The organism is Ectothiorhodospira sp. 9100 (assembly GCF_022227565.1).
GTDB lineage: Bacteria > Pseudomonadota > Gammaproteobacteria > Ectothiorhodospirales > Ectothiorhodospiraceae > Ectothiorhodospira > Ectothiorhodospira marina.
Map to the genome: position 1 here is coordinate 17,657 of NZ_JAJNAN010000030.1, position 17,772 is coordinate 35,428.

General features: G+C 62.6%; 14 protein-coding genes and 1 pseudogene. 8 read left to right on the plus strand and 7 right to left on the minus strand.

What is annotated here, in order from left to right; all coding sequences use genetic code 11:
- Positions 1-13: 13 nt before the first annotated feature.
- The gene (locus tag LPW29_RS10220; protein WP_090253998.1) at positions 14-559 is read right to left on the minus strand and encodes a DUF2058 domain-containing protein; all 546 of its coding nucleotides are present in this window, start codon (positions 557-559) and stop codon (positions 14-16) included.
- 87 nt (positions 560-646) lie between these two features.
- The gene (locus LPW29_RS10225; RefSeq protein WP_238627920.1) at positions 647-2,671 is read right to left on the minus strand and encodes a site-specific recombinase; all 2,025 of its coding nucleotides are present in this window, start codon (positions 2,669-2,671) and stop codon (positions 647-649) included.
- Between the two features lie 170 nt (positions 2,672-2,841).
- On the opposite strand from LPW29_RS10225, the gene osmF reads away from it, so the two are divergent.
- From osmF to LPW29_RS10265, 8 genes are all read left to right on the plus strand, one after another.
- Entirely contained in the window at positions 2,842-3,741 is a 900-nt protein-coding gene (gene osmF, locus LPW29_RS10230) for a glycine betaine ABC transporter substrate-binding protein OsmF (protein ID WP_238627921.1), read from the plus strand.
- A 7-nt stretch (positions 3,742-3,748) separates the two neighbouring features.
- Entirely contained in the window at positions 3,749-4,912 is a 1,164-nt protein-coding gene (locus LPW29_RS10235; protein WP_238627922.1) for an ABC transporter permease, read from the plus strand.
- Positions 4,909-5,850 carry an ABC transporter ATP-binding protein gene (locus LPW29_RS10240; RefSeq protein WP_238627923.1) on the plus strand — a complete coding sequence of 314 codons (942 nt, stop codon included), beginning with the start codon at positions 4,909-4,911 and terminating at the stop codon, positions 5,848-5,850. Before LPW29_RS10235 ends, LPW29_RS10240 begins: the two co-directional genes overlap by 4 nt.
- Positions 5,843-6,640, plus strand: a complete 798-nt coding sequence (locus LPW29_RS10245; protein WP_238627924.1) for an ABC transporter permease — start codon at positions 5,843-5,845, stop codon at positions 6,638-6,640. The genes LPW29_RS10240 and LPW29_RS10245 overlap by 8 nt, the downstream gene beginning before the upstream one ends.
- A 42-nt stretch (positions 6,641-6,682) precedes the next feature.
- A complete protein-coding gene (mgtE, locus tag LPW29_RS10250; protein WP_238627925.1) occupies positions 6,683-8,065 on the plus strand; it encodes a magnesium transporter in 1,383 nt (460 codons plus the stop codon).
- A gap of 208 nt (positions 8,066-8,273) precedes the next feature.
- Entirely contained in the window at positions 8,274-9,578 is a 1,305-nt protein-coding gene (locus tag LPW29_RS10255; RefSeq protein WP_238627926.1) for a pectinacetylesterase family protein, read from the plus strand.
- A 253-nt stretch (positions 9,579-9,831) separates the two neighbouring features.
- Positions 9,832-11,088, plus strand: coding sequence for an MFS transporter (locus LPW29_RS10260; RefSeq protein WP_238627927.1), 1,257 nt, complete (start codon positions 9,832-9,834; stop codon positions 11,086-11,088).
- A 162-nt stretch (positions 11,089-11,250) separates the two neighbouring features.
- Positions 11,251-12,810, plus strand: a complete 1,560-nt coding sequence (locus tag LPW29_RS10265) for a glutamate synthase-related protein (RefSeq protein ID WP_238627928.1) — start codon at positions 11,251-11,253, stop codon at positions 12,808-12,810.
- 185 nt (positions 12,811-12,995) lie between these two features.
- Here LPW29_RS10265 and LPW29_RS10270 read toward each other — a convergent pair whose 3' ends face one another.
- The 5 genes and pseudogenes from LPW29_RS10270 to wrbA form a co-directional block, all read right to left on the minus strand.
- Positions 12,996-14,348 carry a sensor domain-containing diguanylate cyclase gene (locus tag LPW29_RS10270; RefSeq protein ID WP_238627929.1) on the minus strand — a complete coding sequence of 451 codons (1,353 nt, stop codon included), beginning with the start codon at positions 14,346-14,348 and terminating at the stop codon, positions 12,996-12,998.
- A gap of 109 nt (positions 14,349-14,457) precedes the next feature.
- Positions 14,458-16,701 carry a glycogen debranching protein GlgX gene (gene glgX, locus LPW29_RS10275; RefSeq protein WP_338018690.1) on the minus strand — a complete coding sequence of 748 codons (2,244 nt, stop codon included), beginning with the start codon at positions 16,699-16,701 and terminating at the stop codon, positions 14,458-14,460.
- Positions 16,702-16,719: 18 nt separating this feature from the next.
- On the minus strand, positions 16,720-16,854 hold the full coding sequence (locus LPW29_RS15760) for a BCCT family transporter (RefSeq protein ID WP_370642829.1): 135 nt from the start codon (positions 16,852-16,854) through the stop codon (positions 16,720-16,722).
- 48 nt (positions 16,855-16,902) lie between these two features.
- Positions 16,903-17,409, minus strand: a complete 507-nt coding sequence (gene thpR / locus LPW29_RS10280) for an RNA 2',3'-cyclic phosphodiesterase (protein ID WP_238627930.1) — start codon at positions 17,407-17,409, stop codon at positions 16,903-16,905.
- Between the two features lie 62 nt (positions 17,410-17,471).
- A pseudogene (gene wrbA / locus LPW29_RS10285) lies at positions 17,472-17,772 on the minus strand (NAD(P)H:quinone oxidoreductase); the annotation flags it as partial.

Here is a 17,772-nt window from a genome sequence, read left to right on the forward strand (position 1 = left end):
CGGTGATGGAGTGTTACCACATCAGATCATCCGGGATCTCGTAACCGGCATAGGGGTCATCCTCATCCTTCGCCTTGTCCCGGGGCTCCGGGTCATTGCAAACCACCACCCGGGTGGCGTCACGTGCGGCGATCTTGTCGGCGCCTTCCCGGGTCACCACCTCGTAGCCATCTTCCAGGGTGACGATGGCCATGCGCCCGTTGCCCAGCCGATCCCGTTGCTCCGGAGTGACATGGAGATGTCGAATGGTCTTGCCGTGCTGGAAGTTGTATGGGATCTCACCGCCTTCCCGGTCCTGGCGGTGCGCATCAATCAACTGCCGGATCTGCGCTTCCAGCGCCTTGCGTTCGGCGGCCTCCTTTTGCTGGCGGTTCAGTTCGCGGGAGCGTTCTGCCTCCCGGCGTCGGGCTTCCTCAGCGGCGCTGGGCTGAGCAGGTTCCGTCGTTGCCGCGCCCTTGCCCTTCTTTTTCTTCTTTGGCGAGGCATGCCGCGCTTGCTTGAGTTTTTTCTCATCCACCAGCCCCGCTTTCAGGAGCTGTTCATGCAGGGAGTTGGCCATGGGACTGTCCGCAGGTGTTGGCTGGAGAGGTTGGCGGTAGAAAGGGGCGCCATTCTACGCCGTGGGCCCGAGCGGGGGCCAGTCCGGTCAATCCTTGGCTGGGGGATCGTCCGAGGTATGCCTGGGGGGCAGGAGGAGAGCGCGTGGGTCCTTGCGTAATTCCCGCCCGTAGGCACGCATCAATTGGCGCAGATCTCCCAGGCGCACACCACGGGAGCGCAGGGCCACATACATGGCCAAGGCGAAACTCACCCACAGATTCACTGCCCCGATCACCAGCACGAACAGGAAGTACATCCAAAAGGTCATGCCCTCCATGCCCTCAACGGATACCGTGTACCCCAGGTTGGCCGAGGCAAAGGCGACATGGCGGATATCCAGGGGCAGCCCCAGCAGAAGTCCGATGAACCCGGTCACCCCAAGCAGCACGCCAAAGAGGAAGTTGCCCATCAGCGCCCCGTAGTTCTTGTCCAGATAGTCAGCAATGCGATGACGCAATCCCATGGGCGTCACACGGGTCAGCAGGGGGTTGTCCCGCAGCCGGGCCCCCAGTTGCAGATAGGCGCTGCGATTGTCGAAATAGCCCGCGATCAGCCCCGCCACGAACAGCCAGACCCCGGCGATGGCCGCATGGAACACGGCCAGGCCTGCCAGCGGGCGCAGTTCCAGCAGGTGATAGTGTGCCTGCTGCTCGTCCATGATGGGCTGGTTCAGCCAGGTCAGAGAGGCCCAGCCCACCAACAAGGCCACCGGCAGCGCCAGGCTCACATTACCCAGCACCGCCACGAACTGGGAACGACCTACCTGGATAAGCAGCCGGGCAATCTGCGCCTGGTTTGCTGCCCCCTTCTCGCCGGCCTCAATGGCAGCCGAGAGCCGGGCAGCCGTCATGGCGGGCTGCTTGGTGGCCACCGTGAAGTGCAGGATGTGAATCAACACAAAACCCAGGCCATAGTTAAGGCTCGCCCAGAAGGTCTCGACGCCAGGGGAGAGGCCCATCTGCAGGAGTTGAATCTTGATCAGTGCCATGAAGGCAATGATCAGTCCGGCGCCGGCGCCGGAACCCAGCATCTGCAGGTACTCACGTCGATCGCGGGTGATGTAGTGCTCACCGGTCTCGCCGGATTGCTCGGTGATGCTGCGCGACACCAGCTTGATGTTGTCCTGCCACAGGGCTCCCAGGCTGCGCTGCCGAGCGTTTTGCACCACCATTTCCCTGAACAGTCGGGCCGCCGCGCAGCGCCGGCAGGTATCGTCGTTGCGCTTGAGGATGTCCAGCAAATCACTGATGCGGGTGAGGGTCTGATCCAGGCGTTCCAGCAAATGGGTGAGACTCATGCTGCTGCCGTGGGTGACCGCGCGCTTGTGAAAGCGATCCACCTGATCCATGCACTGTTGCATCAGCACCCGGGCGTGTTCGTCGTTGTGGGGCTCCTGGTTTGGGTCTTCAAGCCACCGGGCGTAATCCCGTACATAGGCCGACAGTTCCCGTTCCAGGGCCACGAAGGGGGAGTTGCGTTCGGTGATGCCCGGGTCCAGGCGCAGCAGCTCCGGCTCCAGTTCCTCGGCTGCCACCCACAAGGCGAGCATCTCCAGCGAATAGAGCACCTGTTCCCTGGCGCGTGTCAGGGCCGGTCCGGTAGTGTCATCCAGGTCTACCAGTGCATCCAGCAGCAGGATCCAGGCATCATCGGGTACCTGGGCCACCCAGGCTGTATCAGCGGGCCGGTGGAAGACCTGGGAGAGCACATCCCGCAGGTTGTCAGGATCGAGCGGTCGCGGGTTGATCCGATCATAAAAGCGCTGACCCAGCTCCCGCACGAATCCCCGTCGCGAGAACAGGCCAATTTCCGTGTACAGGGAGAGGTGACGTGCCTCCGCCAGGGAGGTTTGCACATGATCGCGCAGGTGAGGGGCGGCAGGTTTGCCACCTTCCCGGTCCTGGCTTTTCTGGGCTCGATGTAGTTGATGGATGCGTGCCACCACGTCCTCGGCGGTCTCCGCGCTATCAGGCCGGAGCCAGTTCACCACCGTGCTCAACAGGGATACCAGGCCCGGATGTTCTTCCGTGTTGAGGGTTTCAAGCAGCGTATCGAGGGATTGCCTGGGCATGGGTCCCACCCGTTAGGTCCGTTTCGTGGCGGCATGGATCGGCCGACTGATGAGGGGATTGTTGCGGCACTGGAACCGAAAAGCCATACCCCATGCGCTGGAGTCGATCACGGGGCGGCCCTTATACTGCCGCCAGATCCACAATCAATGGAATACTCATGTCTCGTCTCATGAAAGGATTTCTTGCACTGGCCCTGGGTGCCGTGTGCGGCATATCCATGGTGCAAGCGGGCAACCCGGTGGTGGTGTCCTCCAAGATTGATACCGAGGGTGCGGTGTTGGGGCAGATCATCCTTCAGCGGCTTGAGGCGGGGGGGATCGAGGTCCGTGACCGGCTGCAACTGGGGGGCACGAGTATCGTGCGCGGTGCGTTGAATTCGGGGGATATCGATATCTATCCCGAGTACACGGGCAACGGTGCCTTCTTTTTCGATATGACCGATAGCGACGTATGGCATGACGCCGGCCAGGCCTACGCCACTGTGCGGGAGCGCGACGCAGAAAACGGATTGATCTGGCTGACCCCGGCTGATGCCAACAACACCTGGGCCATGAGTGTGCGTGGCGACCTGGCTCGGGCCCATGGGCTTGTCACTCTGGAAGATCTGTCCCGGTACCTGAATGATGGGGGGGAATTCAAGTTGGCCGCCAGTGCCGAGTTCGTTGAGTCGGAGCAGGCGCTGCCTGCCTTCCAGTCGGCCTATGGTTTCAAACTGCGCTCCGATCAACTGCTGGTGTTGTCCGGCGGCAATACCGCCGCCACGATGCGGGCGGCGGCCCGTCAGACCAGCGGGGTCAACGCCGCCATGACCTACGCGACCGATGGTGGCCTGCAGGCCCTGGACCTGGTGGTGCTGGAGGATACCCTGGGTGTGCAGCCTGTTTACCAGCCGGCACCGGTGGTGAGGCAGGCCGTTCTCGAGGCCTCTCCCGAGATTGCTGATCTGCTGGAGCCCGTGTTCCGAGCGCTGGACATGGAGACCCTGCAGCAACTCAACGGCCAGGTGGCTGTGCAGGGGCTGTCTCCCCAGCGGGTCGCAGCGGATTTTCTCTCAGGCCTGAGCGAGTAGGTCAGCCATGATCCGTGATGCCAGGCCCAATCGGGTCCTGGTCAGCCTGATGAGCCTGGGCCTGTTGGCCTGGCTGGGACTGGACGCCCTCAGCGTGGCGCCGAACCGGCTGGTGCAGGGGACCCCCCTGAATCCGGTTGAGGCCCTGGGGTGGTGGGTCACCCTGGTGGGTGCCCTGCCCATGGTCTGTGTGGTTTGGCTGGCCTGGCGTCCCACAGCCTTCAGACTGTGGGCCAGCCTTGGGATGGTGGTGGGGCTGCTCATGGCCATGCCCTTGTGGTTGTCCGGTGCCGTCGTTGCCGTGCTGGATCCAGAGCTGCCCCAGGCGCGGGTGGGCATCGGGCCTGGTTTCTGGGTGTTGCTGTTCCTGTGGTTGCTGGTGCTGGTGGAGTTGCGGATCCGGCTGAGATTAAGGCGCGTGTGGGTGTGGGGCCTGCTGGTATTCGTTCTTGTGGCCTGGGGGATTGCCCTGAGCCATTGGCTTACACCGCTGGCACTGGCTCAGGAATACCAGGCCCGAAGCGATCAGTTTCTGGAGGCCGTGTCCTACCATCTGGCCCTGGTCGGGGCGGCGGTGGGGGCCAGTCTGGTGATCGGCCTGGGCATGGCGCTGACCATGCGTCGTTTCGATGGCCTGCGTCGACTGGGCTTCGGGGTGCTGAACTTTCTGCAGACCATCCCCAGCCTCGCACTGTTCGGGCTCCTGCTGGCGCCATTGGCCTGGCTGAGTCATCAGGTGCCCTGGCTGGGCGCTATGGGTGTGAGTGGGATCGGCTGGGCACCCGCCTGGCTGGCCCTGGTGGCCTACAGTCTCCTGCCCATGGTGCGCAACACCTACGTGGCCCTGGAAGGGGTGGACCCGGGCGTGATCGAATCGGCCCGTGGCATGGGCATGAGTCGTCTGCAGGTCTTCTTCCAGGTGCGTCTGCCCATGGCCTTGCCGGTGATGCTGGAGGGGGTCCGCATCACCACTGTTCAGGCCATCGGCTTGGCGGCGGTAGCGGCCCTTATCGGCGCCGGTGGGCTGGGCACCTTCATCTTCCAGGGGCTGGGGCAGGCGGCAATGGATCTGGTATTGCTGGGGGCACTGCCCATTATCGCCATGGCGCTGATGGCGGATGCGCTGCTGGGTGCCCTGGCCGAACGACTGCGACGGCGGGAGGCCGCATGATCGAACTCTTTGACGTGACCCGCCGGTTTGGCGACGAGACGGCGGTGGACCGCATCTCACTGCGGGTGGAGCGGGGTGAATTCTGTGTGCTGGTGGGCACGTCCGGCTGCGGCAAGTCCACCACTTTGCGCATGATCAACCGACTCATTGAGCACAGCGAGGGTGAGATCCATCTGGATGGTCAGCCGATCCGTGATTTCCCGGAGGATCAGTTGCGTCGTCGCATTGGCTATGCCATCCAGAGTACCGGATTGTTTCCCCACTGGACGGTAGCCCGGAACATCGGGTTGGTGCCCCGCCTGCTGCAGTGGTCCGGTTCACGGATTCAGGACCGGGTGGAGGCGCTGATGGCATTGCTGGGGCTGCCACCGGAATTTGCCCACAAGTACCCGCACCAATTGTCAGGCGGTCAGGCTCAGCGCGTGGGGGTGGCACGGGCCCTGGCGGCCGATCCGGATATTCTGCTGATGGACGAGCCCTTCGGGGCCCTGGACCCCATTACCCGCCAGACCCTGCAGGTGGAGTTACGCGATCTGCAGGATCGCTTGGACAAGACCATCGTCTTTGTCACTCACGACATGGATGAGGCCCTGGCGTTGGCCGATCGTCTGGTGGTGATGCACGAGGGCCGTATCGTGCAGCAGGGCAGCCCTATCGTACTGCTGCGGGCGCCGGCGGATGATTTCGTGGCGTCCTTGCTGGGCGGTGACGATCGGGGACTCAAGGAAGCAGCCCTGGTCCGGGTGGGGGAGCGCATGCAGCCCATCACGCCGGAAGTTGGCGAGGCCCCGTGGGTGTCCCGGGAGGCCACGTTGAACCAGGCCCTGTCACTGATGTTGTGGCATCAAACTCGCCATCTGCTCGTGGTGGATGACGCTGACGCCCCCGTGGGACGACTCTCCCTGGATGCCCTGCTGCAAAAGGCACATCATGAGTGAAGCGGCCTTCAACGGTCCCGGTTCGGTCAACGGGCGTTCGCGCTGGCGTTTTGCCGTGCCACTGATCTGGCTGACTGCGCTGCTGCTGTTAGCGGTGGGCATGACAACCCTGGAACCGTTGTTTCGCCTGTTCGAGCCAGATCTTCGCCAGGTGATTTACGATCGTGAGCATTTTTGGGTTTTGCTGGGTGAGCATGTCTTGATGGTTGCGGTGGCTGCGCTTCTGGCCACCTGTGTGGGCGTGGCGGCAGCGGTGGCGGTCACGCGGGCGGCCGGGCGCGATTTCATGCCCATGGTGGCGCAGTTGGCCTCCATCGGTCAGACATTCCCACCCGTGGCAGTGCTGGCGCTGGCGGTGCCCGTGCTGGGTTTTGGCACGGGGCCGGTGATCGTGGCCCTGCTGCTGTATGGATTGCTGCCCATCGTGCGCAACACCCTGGCGGGTATCCAGGGCATTTCCGCTGAGGTGCTGGAGGCGGCTCGCGGCATGGGCATGACCCCAAGGCAGGTGTTGCTCCAGGTGGAGCTGCCGTTGGCGGCGCCGGTGATCCTGGCGGGTATCCGCACCTCGGTGACCGTCAATGTGGCCACTGCGGCCCTGGGCGCGACCGTAGGGGCCAGTAACCTGGGCGATCCGATCATCTCCGGCATCGTCAACGGCAACACCGCCTACATCATCCAGGGGGCCGTCATGATCGGACTCCTGGCTCTCACTGTGGACAGCCTCTTCGAGCAGTTGCAGCCCGGGGTGCCGGGGCAGTCCAGCGGCGCTCAATCCGGCCAAGGATAGCGTCACAACACCTCTCAGCGCCCCCCCGGAGTGGACACCATCATGATCGACGAGACAGTGGCGCAAGCCAATACCAAGCCACCCGAAACGACCCAGGCAGAGTTGCTCGCCCAAGTGGTCGAGCACCTTGACGCCGGACGCCGCGACGACATTGTCGAGCACCTGGAAGCCGCGCATGCGGCAGAGGTCGCTGATCTGCTGGAATCACTTCCACCCGATCAGCGCAGCGGGTTGTGGGACGTGATTCCGGCCGAGCAGGAGGGCGAGATTCTCAGCCACCTGCGCGATGAGGCCCGTGCCAGCATCATCGAAGAGATGGATGACGTCGAGCTGGTGGCTGCAGCGCGGAGCATGGCGCCCGAGGATCTTGCCGAGGTCATCGAAGAACTCCCGGACGAGCGCCATACCGCGCTGCTGCAAACCCTCGATGGTGACCATCGTCAGCGGCTCCAGGCGGTGCTGACCTTTGGTCAGAACACGGCCGGGCGCCTGATGAGTACCGATGTGTTGAGCGTTCGACCGGATGTTTCGGTCGCAGTCGTGTTGCGCTGGCTGCGTCGGCACCAGGTGTTGCCACCGCATACCGATACCTTGATGGTCATCGATGAACAGGGACATTACCTGGCCACGTTGGGGGTCGACAGGCTGTTGACGAGTGATCCCCAGGCTATCGTGGGGCAACTCATGCGCCAGGACACGGTAGTCGTCCGCGCCGACATGAGCGAACACGAGGTCGCGGCGCTGTTCGAACGCCGCGACTTGATCTCGCTCCCCGTACTTGACCAGGAGGACCATCTGCTCGGACGCATCACGATCGATGATGTCGTCGATATCATTCGAGAAGAATCCGACAAGGTCCTGTTGAACAGGGCGGGCCTTGACGAAGATGAGGATCTGTTTGCCCCGGTGATGCCCAGTGCCAGACGGCGGGGCCTCTGGCTGGGTATCAACCTGATGACCGTGTTCCTGGCCGCGGCGGTGATCGGTCGCTTTGAAGCGGTACTCGACCAGATCGTCGCACTCGCCGTCTTGCTCCCGATTGTTGCGAGCATGGGCGGTATTGCCGGCAGCCAGACCCTGACGCTGATGATCCGCGGACTTGCCCTCGATCAGATCGCCAAGGCGAACATCCGCTGGCTGATAGGAAAAGAGATCGCCGTCGGGGCGTTGAATGGGATTGCCTGGGCATTGGTCGTTGCGCTCGTCGCCTACCTCTGGTTTGGCAGTGCCGGCATCTCGGTCACGATCGCCAGCGCCATGATCCTGAACCTGTTGATTGCGGCCCTGGCCGGCGTATTGATACCGCTCGGGCTGAAGCGAGTCGGCATCGACCCCGCACTTTCCGGCGCGGTGATCCTGACCACCGTCACCGATATCGTCGGATTCCTCAGTTTCCTCGGTCTGGCAACAGTAATCCTGCTATAGCGGCTTTACAGCACGTACTGGGTCCGTCATGAGCCATTGGCGTAACGCAAGCTCGTTGCAGTAAGCTGGGCATGCCATGTATGGCGTTCCAGAGCGGTGGATTACGCCAGTACTTGGTGATGCGGATTGCACAGGCCGCCCTTCGGTTAGCGGGAGGCATGCAGGACGCGGGGAATGCTCGGACAACGATCAAAAGGGAGAAATCAGGATGTTCTATTTGAAAAAAGTACTTAGCGGTGGGGCGCTCCTGCTGGGGCTTGGCGCAGTCGGTTTCGCGCCAGCAGCGTTCGCTGGCCAACCCTGGCAGCGTATTGAGGTACCGAGTAGCATGACCGTGTTGCTCGCGGATGGCAGCCAGCGGGATGTTTCTCCATCCTGCTCCGGCGGGCCGACCCTTATTGATCCGACACTGGGACCACGCCCCGACAATCTTGCACCTGCGAATGCCGACTTTGCTTTCTTCGTGCAGCAGGGCAATCCCAACCGCATCCTGTTCTTCATGGACGGAGGTGGCGCATGCTGGAACGCCGAGACCTGCATCGGTGCGCCGCTAAGCGGGGAATTCGTTTATGCCCAGACCGTTGACGAGACAGTGGAAGATCTGGCCAACATTGGCGGGGTGCTCGATTCCGACAACCCCGACAATCCCTTCGCCAACTACACCAAGGTCTTTGTGCCCTACTGCACCGGCGATATCCATTTTGGTACCCGGGATACAGAATATGAGCTCGCCACCACAACAGGATCCCAATCCTGGACGATCCACCACCGCGGCGTTGACAATCTTCTGGCCACCATTCACATGCTGAACACGAGCGTGAGAAAGAACAGGAAGCGATTGGTGGCAGATTTCGCAAGTGCCAAGGACGTTACCATGACCGGCGTGAGTGCGGGTGGTTATGGTGCCACACTGGCCTTCAGCTACATCGCAGAGGAGACGAGTCCCCGTACGCGCCTGAATCTGATCTCGGACTCTGCCATAGGTGTGCAGACCGATGAGTTTTATGGCCACGTGATCTACGACGGCAGCCGTAATGAGCGCTGGGGCTTTGCCGATGGGTTGCCGTCCTGGGTGCCTGCCTTCAGACACCCCGACGCATTCCTGAGCGGTGCCTCAGGGAACGCGCTGGCCTTCAAGCCATCGATCTTTCGGGCATTGGGCGATTACCGGCCCGATGCACGCCTCGCTTCGGTGTCGCCGAATCTGGATAGTGTGCAGATTCAGTTCTATGCGGCCAGCCTCCCTTTAGCCCAGCAGCCGATTATCGCCTCTGAGCAGGACATCGCCTCTGATTGGTATGCCGGACTGCAGGCCATCGTCCGCCAGACGGCATCCGTACCGAACTACAGGTTCTTCATCGAGGATGGCAGTTTTCATACCTTCCTAGCATCGGATGAGCGCTTCTATGCGGTGGGCGCACATGGCGTTTCTCTGCGCGACTGGATCAACGCGATGATCAAGCCCGGAAACCGGGCATGGGACAATCTCGACGCGGGGGCACCTGCCTTGTAGTGAAGGCACCCAACCGCCTTGCTGCGGGTTGCTTGTCTGAGGCGGCGCCCCCAGTGGTCGTGGCCTTGACAAGCAACCCGGTGGGTATGGCCTGCATGACGAGGGCTTAAACAAGTTCCTGAAATGTGTTGATAAGGCTATTTAGCAAGCAAAAGTAGCGGGGTGCAATACGATCCGGCTTCATGGAGCAGGAGACGCGATTGAAATACTGATTCGCCTCTGGCGCTCCGGATTGAGTACACTTCGCTTCCCCATGACTGACTATTTTCGCTTTGTCGCCCTCCATTGGCGCTTTCTGCTCTTTGGTGTGCTGGCCGCCGCCCTCTCCGGATTCGGACAGACCTTCTACGTCGGGGTGTTCGGTGGCGAGTTGCGTGCGGCCTTCGATCTCACCCACGGCCAGTACGGCCTGCTGTATTCCCTGGCCACACTGAGCAGCGGCATCCTGATGGTGTCGGCGGGGGCCTGGATCGATCGCATGTCCCTGCAGCGATTCGCCGTGCTGGTGGGGGTGGGTGTGGCGGCCGGGGCACTCGTGACGGGCCTGGCGGCCTCCGCGCTGATGCTCGGGGTGGGTTTTTTCCTGCTGCGACTCTTTGGCCAGGGCCTGTTCATGCACATGGCCTCCACCAGCATGGGCCGGTATTTCGAGGTCAATCGGGGCAAGGCAGTCAGTATCGCCTCCAAGGGTCTGCCTCTGGCCGAGGCCGTGATGCCCGCCGCTGGCGTGGCCTTGATCGCCCTGATTGGCTGGCGCCATACCTGGCTGACCTCAGCGGTGGCGATGCTGGTGTTCTTTATCCCCTTGCTGCTCTGGCTGCTACATGGGCGTGGTGGCGCTCGTGGCGAAGACATGTCCGCAAGCACAGGTTCGGCGCACCCCGCCGGCGTGCCTGCCAGCCCTCGGCAATGGTCCCGCAGCGAGGTGTTGCGAGATTTGCGGTTTTACCGTCTTCTGCCCGTGGTGCTGGCACCTCCCTTGATCGTGACCGCCATGATCTTCCATCTTGCCCATCTGGGGGAGGGCAAGGGATGGTCCTTGCACTGGCTGGCGAGCACCTTCACCGGCTTCGCGCTGGCACACGTGGCGGGCCTGCTGGTGTCCGGCGTGGTACTGGACCGCTATGGGCCACGACTGATGTTGCGGGTGTTTCTGTTGCCCATGCTGATCGGACTGCTGGTGGTGGCATGGCTGGACCATCCGCTCTGGGCGTGGGTGTTCATGGTCTGCCTGGGGGCCTCCATCGGCGGTGCCGGCACGCTGCTGGGGGCACTGTGGCCGGTGCTCTATGGCGTGGCACACCTGGGTGCCATCCGTGCCATGGTTCACTCGGCCATGATGATCTCCACCGCCATCATGCCGGTGACGGTGGGGCTGGCCCTGGATGCCTCCGCCACGATGGAATCCGTCGCCCTGGTGCTCTCGGGTTATATCGTGGTGGCGCTTGTCGTCTCCTGGGGGGCGTTGAACGGTTCGGCAGGCTCCAATGAAAGAGACCGATGGCAATGATGTCCACCAGCACTACGAGACCTTGTGCGGCGGTGCCGGTGATGGCTTCCATGGCGCCAGTGCGGTGCACATGCACATGACCAAAATGATGGAGTATTGTGGCTTCAGGTCGTTTTGGAATAAAACTACTCGCACGTCCTGAGTTCACTGTTGGGGAGCTGGATGACAAAGCCAATCGTAGCGGCAGTAAAACCCGCGGGTGTCCCGCTCGAAACGGACAAGGAGTATTACTTTTGTCGTTGCGGGCGCTCCAGCGATCAACCCTTCTGCGATGGGTCGCACCAGGGGACCGGCATGGAGCCGATCGCGTTCAAGCCCCGCAAGGATGGCAAGAACTGGCTGTGCATGTGCAAGCAGTCGGGCGATCTTCCCTATTGCGATGGCACCCACGCCCAAGTGCCGGAGAGCGCGGTGGGAGAGGAATTTGGTGGCCTTGATGAGGACGCAGAAGAGGCCGGCGATGATGCCGCTCCCGCGCCGCGCAACAGCGAGACGGAACCCCATGTGGAGTTCATCCATGCCCTTGCGCGAGGCGGGCTGGAGGAGGTGGGCGCTATGGGCCCCACGGTCGCCATGGGCGTGCCGCGGGATCGCACGCCATCCTGGGATGACATCCAGATCCTCACTGCGCAGTTCGCGCGCCGCCCGCTCCCCAGCGATGTGGATGTGGATAGCGCGCTGGTGATTGGGCCGGAGGCCCGGCGCCCGCTGCGTCTGGGGATGCCGCTATTGGTCACGGACATGAGCTTTGGCTCGCTGTCCCGCGAGGCCAAGATCGCACTGGCGCGAGGCGCCGAACAGGCGGGTACCGGCATCTGCTCAGGCGAAGGCGGGATGCTGCCGGAAGAGCAGGCCGAGAACTCGCGCTACCTCTTCGAACTGGGGCCGGCGCGTTATGGCTACTCCGAGGAGGTGCTCGAGAAGGTCCAGGCCTTCCACTTCAAGGGTGGCCAAGGCGCGAAGACCGGTGTCGGCGGCGTGTTGCCGGGCGCCAAGATCTCGGAAGAGATCGCCAAGGTGCGCGGCATCAAGGCCGGTCAGGATGCGGTGTCGCCACCGGTGATCCCGGACCTGGAAACGCCTGCCGATTTCAGGGGATTTGCGGATTCGGTCCGCGAGAAGACCGGCGGCATTCCCATTGGCTTCAAACTCTCCGCGAACCACATCGAACAGGATCTGGCCTTCGCGCTTGAGGCGGGTGCCGACTATGTGATCCTCGACGGCCGCGGGGGCGGCACCGGGGCCGCGCCGGCCCTGCTCAGGGATCACATCAGCGTGCCGACCATTCCGGCGCTGGTGCGCGCAAGGCGTTATCTGGACCTTCGCGGTGCGAGCGGAAAGGTCACCCTGATCATCACCGGTGGACTGCGCACACCGGCAGATTTCGTCAAGGCCCTGGCGCTTGGCGCCGATGGCATTGCGCTGGGCAATAGTGCCATTCAGGCGGTGGGCTGCGTGGGTGCGCGCATCTGCCACACCAACCGTTGCCCAACAGGCGTCGCGACTCAGGATCCGGAGCTGCGCAAGCGCCTAGATCCGGATGCAGGGAGCGCCGGACTTGCCCGCTTCCTCGGGGCCTCCCTGCAGCTGATGCAGGTGCTGGCTCGTGCCACTGGCCGGGCACGCCTGGCGGACCTCGATCGGGACGACCTGATCACCTTCAATCGCGACCTGGTGGGATTGGCCCACGTGCCCTACGCTGGCGAGCCCGGCGGCGGTTGATGCCGTGCTCTCGGGTGATGCCCACGATATCGGGCACAGCATTCTGCGCCCCGACGGTAATCCGTATACAAGGGTCATGGACCAGGAAAGAGAATAGTGGTTGCCCTTGATACCCACAGAGGAGTTCGCTCCAGCGCTGCGCCTGCGCGGCGGCTTCAACGGCACAGGGTGAGTTGGCTTTCAACTCAATCCTGGTCCGCCTCGGTCTCGGTGCAGACCCGATTGCGGCCGGCCTTCTTGGCCGCATAGAGCGCCATGTCGGCACGGCTGACGAAGGCTTCATGGCTGTCGTGTTCTTCAAGATGTGAAGAGGCGAGACCGGCGCTGACGGTGATGCGGAGCGAGTGCTCGCGGATCAAAAAAGGCGCCACCCCGATCTGCTGGCGCAGGCGCTCAATGAAACTCCGTGCCTGGGCCACATTGGTATCGGGCATCAGGATCAGAAACTCTTCACCACCCCAGCGCGCGACCCAGTCGGATTCGCGGGTACTGGCTCGGAGCACCATGGCGACCTCCTGGAGCAGTTGGTCGCCCACGAGATGGCCATAGGTGTCGTTGACGCGTTTGAAAAAATCCAGATCAAGGATGGCGATCGCATTGGTGTGGTGTCCCCGCTGTCCTTGTGCCTGAATGCCACGGATCACATGCCACATGCCACGCCGATTGAGCAGTCCGGTCAGTGGATCATGGTCAGCATGGTAGGCGAGGCGCAACTCGGCCTCCTTGCGCCGGTGAATGTCGATCCGCAAACCACTGACTGAAACGGCGATTCCGTCTGCACTGCGTTCATAAACGCGCGCGTGGTCCTGTAGCCAGATCCAGCGTCCATCGCGATGCCGGAAACGGTACTCGGCGGTGAAGTCATCCACACCACCGTGAATGACTTGCCCCGTTTGCTCGGCGAAGGCCGCCAGGTCCTCGGGATGGACATTCGCCCGCCACCACTCGTCGGTGATGACGATCTCGCCGGGTTGATAGCCGATCTGGGCCAGATAACGCTGGTCCGGGCACACTTGGCCAGTGCTGAAATTGGCGGTATACGTGCCGATGCCGCCGGCCTCAAGGGCGAGGTCGAGCATTCGTTGAGTCTGCAGGAGTTGCAGTTCCGCGAGTTTGCCGTCATGGATATCACGACCGACACCGATAATGGCTGTGATTTCTCCCCGCTTATCTAGCACGGCCACATCGGACCAACCAAACCAGCGCCAGCCATCCTGGGTCAGGGCCCGTTGTTCCAGATAGCAGCGGTGCGGCGGGTGGTAGAGCCGTTTCATTGCGGCGTCGGTTTGGGCCTGGTCATCGGGATGAACCAGGGGTATGAAACGTTGGCCGATCAGATCCTCTTCGCGCTTCCCGAAGGTGCTGCAATAGCCCGGGTTCACGTAGAGGAAACGGCCCTCGCAATCGACCTTGACGACCAAGTCATTCTGCTGCTCGACCAGGAGTCGGTAATGCTCTTCACCGCCGGGCAAGGGGGCGTTGGACTCTGGCGATGCCTTGCCACTGGTCGGCAGTTGCCTCGGTGGACGCTGATCCATTGTGGCTTGCCTCCACTCTCGGCACCGGCAGGAGTATGGTCAACCAACCCTTTATCGCATGCCGACAGCCAACCTGTACAGTTGGCGGTGTTCAGCTGTTCTATCAGAGCTACCCAAACCGGTCTATATCCGTGAGCGATGACGCGGTAGAGGTCGGCGATGATGCCGCTCCCCGCACCAAGGCCGGGGAGTCAGCGAACCAGCGATCACTCGCCGGCCCGTCGCAGCAGGACCATGGCGCGAGCCTCCACGGTGACGTGCCCCCAGCGTCGTGATGCCGATCCTCATCGACCCATCCCTCGGCGGTATCCAGTTCCACCCGCCAGCGTTTGCACCAGCTGGCCTCGGGCAAGGTGAACTCCAGGGGCTCGTGGTGGGCGTTGAAGGCCAGAAAAAATCGATCATCAACGATACGCTCGCCTCGTGGACCGGGGGAGGGCAGGGACTCACCATTGATGAATATCCCCAGCGATCTGGCAAAGTCTTCTCCCCAGTGATCCTCTTCCATACACTTCCCGTCGAGTGTGAACCAGGCAATGTCTTCCACATCGTGGCCATGGATGGCCCGACCCTCGAAAAAGCGTCGCCGCCGGAACACCGGGTGATCATGCCGAAAACGCACCAGACGGCGCGTGAACTCAAGCAGCGACGTGTCCACCTGTGACCAGTCATACCAGGCCAGTTCGTTGTCCTGGCAGTACACGTTGTTGTTGCCCTGTTGCGTGCGCCCCAGTTCATCTCCCCCCAGCAGCATGGGCACACCCTGGGACAGCATCAGGGTGGTCAGGAAGTTGCGTTGCTGCCGGGCTCGCAGGGCGTTCACCTGCGGGTCATCGCTGGGGCCTTCCTCGCCACAGTTCCAGGAGCGATTGTCATCGGCGCCGTCCTGGTTATCCTCGCCATTGTCCTGGTTGTGTTTGTGGTTGTAGGACACCAGATCCCGCAGGGTGAAACCATCGTGGGCGGTGACGAAGTTGATGCTGGCATGGGGTAGCCGGGAGGAGGTCTCATACAGGTCGGGGCTGCCCGTCAAACGGTACGCGAATTCTCCCAGGGGCCGATCCTCGCCGCGCCAGAAATCCCGAACGGTGTCCCGGTACTGGCCATTCCACTCCGACCACAGCACCGGAAAGTTGCCCACCTGGTAGCCACCCTCGCCGATGTCCCAGGGCTCGGCGATGAGCTTTACCTGGCTGATGATGGGATCCTGCTGGATGATGTCGAAGAATGCCGAGAGCCGGTCCACCTCGTGCAGTTCCCGGGCCAGGGTCGAGGCCAGGTCGAAGCGAAAGCCATCCACGTGCATCTCCTGCACCCAGTAGCGCAGCGAGTCCATGATCAACTGCAGCACATGGGGATGGCGCATGTTCAGGGAATTGCCGGTGCCCGTGTAGTCCATGTAGTGACGGGGGGCATCGGGCATCAGCCGGTAGTAGGCGGCGTTGTCCACTCCCTTGAGGCTGAGCATGGGCCCCAGGTGATTGCCTTCGCTGGTGTGGTTGTAGACCACGTCCAGAATCACCTCCAGTCCCGCCTCATGCAGTGCCTTGACCATCCCCTTGAACTCCCGGAGCAGCTCATTGGGATCGTCGTTGGAGCCATATTCATTGTGGGGTGCCAGATAGCCGATGCTGCTGTAGCCCCAGTAATTGCGCAGGCCTTTCTCCTCCAGGTGTGAGTAATGGATGAACTGATGCACCGGCATCAGCTCCACCGCCGTGACGCCCAGGGACTTGAGATGCTCGATGGCGGCTGGATGGGCCAGGCCGGCATAGGTGCCGCGCACCGCCTCGGGGATATCCGGGTGGCGGATGGTGAAGCCCTTGACGTGGGTCTCGTAGATCAGGGACTCGTGCCAGGGCGTGCGGGGATGGCGATCCTCCCCCCAGTCGAAGTGTGTATCCACGACGACGGAATGGGGCACATGAGGGGCACTGTCCTGGTCGTTGAAACTGTTGTCGGGATCATCGAAACGGTAGGGGAACACCGCTTCGTTCCATTTCACCCGCCCCACAATCGCCTTGGCGTAGGGGTCCAGTAACAGCTTGTGGGGATTGCACCGCAGACCCTGCTCCGGGTCCCAGGGGCCGTGAATGCGAAACCCGTAGCGCTGCCCCGGGCCGATGCCGGGCACATAGCCATGCCAGCACAGGGCCGAGACCTCCGTCAGGTCAAAGGATTCGGTCTGTTGCCCCTGCTCATCAAGCAGACACAACTCCACCCGCTCTGCCACTTCCGAGAACACCGAGAAGTTGGTGCCCTCTCCGTCAAAGGTGGCGCCCAGGGGGTAGGGCATCCCGGGCAGTAGCCGGGGCGACGCGTCATGGGAGGGCGTATCGGGTGTGGCCGTCATTGGAACAACTCCTGGTTGTCAATTCGGCAGGGTGGAGTCTGAGCGCAGGGCCTGAATCAGTGCCATGCCCATGAGCACCATGATAATGGAAAATGGGACCGCCGCGACCAGCGAGGCAGTCTGAAGTGCTCCCAGCCCGCCAGCGAAGAGCAGCGCGGTGGAATCAACGCCTCCGAGACGGAAAACACTTGCGCATGGTGATCACACGGGATAGCGCTGCACCACCTCGTAGCGCACGCCGTCCGGGCCGGGTTTGGATACCACCAGGCAGAAGCCGTCCACCGACCAACGGATAGGGTGAATGGGCGCCCGTGCCACGGGGGCCTTCAGCTTGCGGGCCACGGTGACATGGGGGCGGTATTCCCGCGCCTCCGGCTGGAAGCCGCAGGGTATCAAGGCGGTGTTCAGATCCTGTGCCAGCCGCACCAGAGGGGCGCGGGGGACAACGTCTCCCAGCCACAACACGCCGGGTTTCCTGAAACACCCAAGCCCCGTGAGTTCGAACTCGAATGGCTCGACTTCCACCGTGCTTGCGGCCTGGCTCAGACACTCCGCATAGGCCGTATCGGCCGCACCAATGAAGGCCAGCGTGAGGTGCAGGTTGTCCCGGGCGACCGGGCGCCCGCCATGCCCGTCAGGCACGCGAACCTGGATTGCATCCCGCAGGGGATCATCGGGCCACAGGGCAAAGAACATTCGTTGGGTCATGAAGGTATTGTGCCTTCATTCACCCGGAGACGCATCGCGCCTCAAGGAGCGCTGGGTGGCCCCTGAGTATTGGGCCACCCAGCCATGGTGTGGGCCTTCCCCTGGTGCGCCAGGGTGTGCCAGAAGGAGGTGATGGTGGTCTCGCCGCCGCCACCGGTCCCCGTGGAGGTAAACACGCTGCCCACCTTGCCCAACCAGCTTGCCCTGGGCCCACAGGCCGCCGGTGCGGTCCAGAAAGCTGCGCATCTGCGAGGCCATGTTGCCAAAGCGTGTGGGGGTGCCGAAGATCACAGCGTCGTAATCCGCCAGTTCCTCGGGCTGGGCAATGGGGGCTGCCTGATCCAGCTTGGCACCGGCGTTGCG